A 6,161-nucleotide genomic window follows, 5' to 3' on the forward strand; every position below is an offset into this window, starting at 1 on the left:
ATACCAAATATTTTCTTATAAAACAAAATATTTGGTATTATACCTCATATTACAGCCCGTTATTAAGGGCAGTTATTACACAAAGAACCCCACAAAAGACGGATGATTGCAGCATCCGTTTCAAGCAGGAGCGAAAGTTATGACTCTCACACAAGTATGGGATCGCCATAGTATTTTAGCTGAGCTACGCCGCCGTAATATGACCTTGGCGGAACTCACGAAAGTTTATCAAATCCCGTCGTCCAGCGTCAAACACATTTGGACACGGCCCAATGAAAAAGCCGAACGTGCCATTGCCGATTTTATCGGCTTGCCCGTCGAGCAGGTTTTTAGCGACCGCTACCCTAAAACGAGCCGTCGCATTTTTAAAGCAGCAAAACATGCCAATACGGATTTGAGTGCACATTCCACATTGCGCGGTAATGCCGCTTGAACTTCGTTGCAAGGTTGTGCGTGAGTTTTACGCATTTCCCATGAATTAAATACCATAAGATAAAAAGAGTTATCAATGTCTAAACATCAATACGAAATAGGCAAGATAAATTGCAGAGAGTTGCATGGTCAAACGGCCGTTTGGATGGGTTTGTTTTGGCGCTTAGGTGGTCAGCAGGTTTTCTTTAGAGGGGGTTGTTATGGTTGCAGCTTGTAATTTATGGACCCCAGAGGACAAAAGGGAAATCGTCAATCCTTATTCAGAAGTTGAACGGTTAGAAAAGATGCTTGCTTGTTGTTTTAAGGCGGTGAATGGAGGCTTTAGGCATCTTCCAATCCGGTATATTATTGATCCGCCGCATGGTTTGTTTGATGCTGCATTAGCACGGCAGATTGTTATTCATATTTTGCATTATCAGTTTGAAGTGCCGCGGCGGCGTATTGTTGCCATACAGGCACGGCAGCGGACTTCTATATCTTTGTCTCTTCAAGTGATTAGTCGTCGTTTGAACGATCCTGTTTTTGCTAGAGCTTATCAAAGATGGGTGTGCCGTGCGATGGATTTGTTTTTAAAAGAAATGAGAAAGGCGGCGGGGTGATGGCACAGTTTCAAAGACTTTCTCTTGATGTGATTGTTGTGCCGGAGCGTATTCGCCCTGTGGATGATGAGCATGCTAAGGCTCTTGCGCAATCGATAGCGCGAGAAGGGTTGATGAACCCAATTACCGTGCGTCATACGCCTAATGCCAAGGAGGGCAATTATACGCTTATTGCCGGAGCGCACCGATTACGGGCTGCTACGCTTTTGGGTTATAGCGAAATTGATGCGGTTGTAGTGCAAGCGGATAAGGAGAATGCTGCTCTATTAGAGGTTGCGGAAAATCTGTTTCGCAATGAATTGTTTGTTATTGACCGTGCTTTGTTTGTCCAGACTTACCGCGAATTGTGGAAGAAGGAGTATGGGGAAATCAAGCGTGGTGGGGATGGTAGTAACCAGCATAAAAGCAAAAAAGAGCAATTGGTGCAAGTTGCCCCAATTGCTCAAATCAGTGACAATGTCTCTTCAAATGATAATGAAATCACGTGTGAAAGGGACAAAGTGGTAAAGGGGCAACTTGCACCTTTGATCGGAGATGATGGGTCTTTGGAGGAATTCGGTCAACTTGACCGAATTGCTCAAAGGAGTAGCAATAGTGCAAAGTTTGCACAATCGCATGATGAAGAGCAATTGGGTAAAGTTTACCCTTTTGCTAAACATGTAGCGGATCGCATTGGTTTGTCGAAACGCGCAGTACATTATTTAACGAAGATTGCGCAGTATTTACAGCCGGAGTTGCGGTCGGTTTTGCGTGGAACGGCCTTGGCGGATAATCAGGCACAATTATTGAAGTTAGCAAAGATGGAACCGTTGGCGCAACGGCGGGTGGCGGTTGCTTTTCAACAGGTTGAGGGGGGATTTACGGCGGGATTTTGATTTGGTCAATGGCATTAATACGCCCCCGCAAATCAATGAACAGGAACGGATTTTTGCCCAATTATTGGGGGTGTGGCAAAGGGCGAATGAGCAAACACGGGCGCGTTTTTGCAACTATTTAGAAAAGCAAGCGGTGGAGGTGCAATGATGAAGATGCATGGTTGCGGGCAGCTTGATTTTTTTCAAAAGCCGGTTTTTCCTTGTCGCGAACCGGTTGCGCAGATTGATTTAGAGCGGTTTCGCTCACACATGAAGCGCGCCATGGCACGGGCTTTACGCGAATGCCGGTTTGAACGCAGCGTGGTTGCTGAACGGATGGCACATTATTTGGGCATTGGTTGTTTGAGTAAAGCGAGTTTGGATGCTTATGTTGCTGAGAGTAAACAGGTGGATATTTCTCTACCGCGTTTTAAGGCCTTTGTGCGGGCGACGGAAGCTTTTTGGCTCTGGGATGAGGTTGTGCGTGAAGATGGTTTGTTGTTGTTGCAAGGGGATGAAGCGCGTTTGGCAGAGATTGCACGGCTCCAGCAAGAACAGCGGGAGATTGCGGCACGGTTAAAGGTTATGCGTGCAACCCCTGTGAGAATTAGACGGGGGCAGCCATGAAAGAGTGGTTTAGTATTGCTGAATTGGCTGAAGCGGCGCTACCAGGGGTACCGAAGAGTCAAGGTGGATTGCGTAAGATTTTGTCGACGAAATGGCGCCATCATAATGACTTGATACGCAAAGTTAAAGGAGCGTTTCGACCCATTGTCGAGATTCATCTCTCCTTATTACCGGAGGAAGCGCGGGCGGCTTTGTTGGTGCGAACTGGAGCGGGGTGTATTTCACAAGAGGTAGAGAGTAATGGACAAAAAGAAGACCTTTGGGCGCGTTATGAGGGGCTTTCAAAGGAGCATAAAAGGCGCTGTGAAGAGCGTTTGAAGGCACTTTGTTTTATGGATGATTTGCTCCATGGAGGTCTTGGCGTGCATGATGGGGCGGTACGGACAGCTGTTCATTTTGGTATTAGTTGTCGGTCACTGTTTCATTGGTGGCAAAGGGTGGAAGGTTATGAGCGTTGTGATTGGTTGGCAGCTTTAGCACCTTGTTATGGTGAGGAGAATTTTTCACAATTTGCGCCCTGTCATGAGGAAGCTTGGGAAGTTCTCTGTTCGGATTATTTACGTTCCTCTAAACCTGCTTTTTCGGCATGTTATCGGCGGATGGTTGTGATTGCGCGGGAAAAGGGCTGGGAACCACTTCCTTCAGAGCGGGCTTTGCGGCGCCGTTTTCATAAAGAAGTTTCCAAGGCGGCAGTGATGTTGGCGCGTGAGGGAGAAGAAAAGGCGAAGAAGCTTTATCCAGCACAACGGCGTGATCGCTCGAGTTTGCATGCTTTGCAAGCGGTGAATATGGATGGGCATAAGTTGGATGTTTTTGTGACTGTTCCTTGGGCTCAAAAGCCTGTGCGTCTTTATTTGATAGCTATTCAAGATCTTTATTCGGGGAAGATTTTATCGTGGCGCCTATCGGATGTTGAAAGCTGGGAAATCGTTCGTTTGGTGATTGGGGATATGGTTGAAGCCTATGGGATACCGGAGCGTATGACTTTGGATAATGGGCGCGCTTTTACTAGCAAATGGATTTCTGGGGGTGTGCAAAACCGTTTTCGCTTTAAGATTAAGCCGGATGATCCGCAAGGGCTTTTGACGAGTTTGGGTGTGCAATTGCAATGGACGACGCCTTATAGTGGGCAGTCGAAACCGATTGAACGGGCTTGGCGTGATTTGGCGGAGGGGATTTCGAAACATCCTTTTTGTGCGGGGGCTTATACGGGCAATAAGCCGGATGCCAAGCCTGAGGATTATGGCAAGCGTGCGATTTCGTTGGAAGAATTTAAAGCCCATGTTGGAGCGCAGATTATGGCGCATAATGAGCAAACAGGGCGCAAGGCGGTTAATTGTGCGGGGCGCAGTTTTGATGTGACCTTTGAAGAAAGCTTAAAAGCTGATGGGACGATTATCCGGCAAGCAACAGCGGCACAACGGGCTTTATTTTATGGCTTTTACCCAAGCGCGAGGGCGCATGGTGGGTGCTATTGCCCAAACCGCAACCTTGATTGCTCCGCTTTATAAAGCCATGCAATTTGACCAATCGATGAAGGGCTTGGAAAAAGTTCTTGATGCGCCTCTGCATCGTTTAAAGGAATTGCGCCGCTTTGCTCTTGAGACCTCAATCAAAATCCCGCTTGCAGCACGTGAGGTTTTAGAACTGATGACCAGTGCGAGCCAAGCGGGGATCGGCGAGCAAGATCTGGAAGCCTTTAGTATTTATGCCGCCAAAGCAGCCGTGGCTTTTGATATGACGGGGGATCAGATTGGCGAACGTTTTGCCAAATTGCGCAACGTCTTTAAGCTGGGTCAGGAGGGCATTGAAGAGTTAGGCGATGCCATCAATCATCTCTCCAACCATATGGCGGCAAAAGCCAGTGAAGTGTCTGATTTTACCAATCGCGCTACTGGTGCTGCCACCATGTTTAAGCTCACTGCTCGTGAAACGGCTGCTTTTGGTACCGCGATGATTTCTGCGGGGATTGTCCCTGAGAGTGCGGCGCGTGGTTTTAATGCGATGAGTTCGCGTATTCAGGCAGGGGGCAAACATATTGAAGATGCTTTTGCCAATATTGGGATGTCACGGCAAAAGTTTCTCCAAGACCTCGACAAAGATGCTACCGGCACGTTAGTGCGCTTTTTTGATGTTTTAGCCAAATCCGAACAGGGTATGCGTTCGCTGATTGCCATTGCTGGGCGCGATTTTACCGGTGACTTTGCCAAATTGGTTGGCAATCCAGAATTGTTAAGCCAAGCACTCGAATTTGTTAAAGACCCCAAAGTCTTTAAAGGTTCAGTAGAGCAAGAAGCGGATAAACAAGCAACCGGTGCCATCTGGCAATTTGAACTTTTGCAAAACCGTATCGTGGCTTTGGGTATTACCATTGGCAACGTGTTGTTGCCCCATGTCAACAGTTTGATGGCCAGTGTTGGCAATTTTATCAATGGCTTGATGGCATGGGCCAATGCCCATCCCGCTTTAACCAGTGCCATTGTCAAAACCATTGCCGCCTTGATGGCTTTTAATATTGCTCTGCGGGTGCTACGCTTTACCATGGCTGGCACACGCCTTGGTTTGCTTCAGTTGATGGGCTCTTTGATCAAAATTGGTGGTGTGAGTCGTGCTCTTAAAACAAGTTGGCGAGGCTTGGCATCTTCAGGGCGCTCTTTGGGAATCATGGCAGCAACTTTTGGTGGGAGCACGCTTCGTCTTCTGCGTCCCATGACTTTGTTGGTGGCAGGCTTTCGCGGGCTTATGGTTTCAGGCAGCGCCTTTGCCGCTACATTTGGGTGGGTTGGAACAATTGTGGAAGTGGTCGCCGCTGGCATTGCTTCTGTTGTTGGTGCTGTTTTTACCCCCATAGGAGCTCTGATTGCTGCTGTTGTAGCAGTTATCTTGGCTAGCTGTTTTGTCTTGTGGAAATATTGGGATCGCTTTTCTTCTTTTGTTAAAGGTTTTGCTCGGGGTCTAGCACACGCTTTTGGGCGTGCCTTTGAAGCCGTCATGCGCTTTTTTGGTGCTGATACCGCAACCATTACCAAGTGGAAAAACATTCTTGCTGCTGCCTTTGATTTCTCTGAACATTGGCAAAAGTTCAAACAGGGGCTTGTTGCTCTATCCCAATGGTTTGGCAATGTATGGGAAGGTTTTAAGCAAAGTCTTTCCAACTTTTGGAGCTGGTTGAGCGGCTTTTTTGCCCGCGAAAAGCTCTCAGAAGAAGCCAAGGCGGGTATGGAACAGGCCGGAGAAGATCTAGCCAATGGGATTGTCGATGGCTTTATGTCCTCCATCACACAATTGGCTGACTTTTTTAAATCCTTACCCCATCGCATCAAAGGATGGATTGGCTCAATTGATTTATCCAACATGTTTCATTTGCCCAGTTGGCTTGGTGGCAAGACAGCTTTACAGCCGATTGTACAATTTGCCGGTCGCCAGCAAACAAGCCCTGCGGCAACTGGGGCAATGGACAAAAGTAAACAGAGTGCATCTGTTTATCACCATCAAAATGTCACGGTGCATGTGAATGGGGCGCGTGATCCTCTTGCTACAGGCCGTGCGGTAAGTCATGCCCTCCAGCGGGCAAAAGCCAATGCTTTGCATGGCGGCACAGAATAAGGGGAGGGGGAAAATGAAAGATCCTTTGATGATGCTAGGTCCA

General features: G+C 47.7%; 6 protein-coding genes and 1 pseudogene. All 7 read left to right on the forward strand.

Features of this window, described 5'->3' with window-relative positions; translation table 11 throughout:
* Nucleotides 1-139 precede the first annotated feature (139 nt).
* A complete protein-coding gene (locus AC0QT1_RS07335; RefSeq protein WP_473201991.1) occupies nucleotides 140-433 on the forward strand; it encodes a helix-turn-helix domain-containing protein in 294 nt (97 codons plus the stop codon).
* 199 nt (nucleotides 434-632) lie between these two features.
* The gene (locus tag AC0QT1_RS07340) at nucleotides 633-1,031 is read left to right on the forward strand and encodes a hypothetical protein (protein ID WP_473201992.1); all 399 of its coding nucleotides are present in this window, start codon (nucleotides 633-635) and stop codon (nucleotides 1,029-1,031) included.
* A complete protein-coding gene (locus AC0QT1_RS07345; protein ID WP_473200685.1) occupies nucleotides 1,031-1,906 on the forward strand; it encodes a ParB/RepB/Spo0J family partition protein in 876 nt (291 codons plus the stop codon). The genes AC0QT1_RS07340 and AC0QT1_RS07345 overlap by 1 nt, the downstream gene beginning before the upstream one ends.
* Nucleotide 1,907: 1 nt before the next feature.
* Nucleotides 1,908-2,054: a hypothetical protein gene (locus AC0QT1_RS07350; RefSeq protein WP_473200684.1), complete on the forward strand. Its 147-nt coding sequence runs from the start codon at nucleotides 1,908-1,910 to the stop codon at nucleotides 2,052-2,054.
* Complete coding sequence (locus AC0QT1_RS07355) at nucleotides 2,054-2,512, forward strand: hypothetical protein (RefSeq protein WP_473201993.1); 459 nt, start codon at nucleotides 2,054-2,056, stop codon at nucleotides 2,510-2,512. The genes AC0QT1_RS07350 and AC0QT1_RS07355 overlap by 1 nt, the downstream gene beginning before the upstream one ends.
* Nucleotides 2,509-3,945, forward strand: a pseudogene (locus AC0QT1_RS07360) (transposase domain-containing protein); the annotation flags it as partial. The gene AC0QT1_RS07355 and the pseudogene AC0QT1_RS07360, both read left to right, overlap by 4 nt.
* Nucleotide 3,946: 1 nt before the next feature.
* Nucleotides 3,947-6,118: a phage tail tape measure protein gene (locus AC0QT1_RS07365; RefSeq protein WP_473201989.1), complete on the forward strand. Its 2,172-nt coding sequence runs from the start codon at nucleotides 3,947-3,949 to the stop codon at nucleotides 6,116-6,118.
* The last annotated feature ends 43 nt before the right edge of the window (nucleotides 6,119-6,161 follow it).

It is taken from the genome of Bartonella sp. P12B (genome assembly GCF_055796185.1).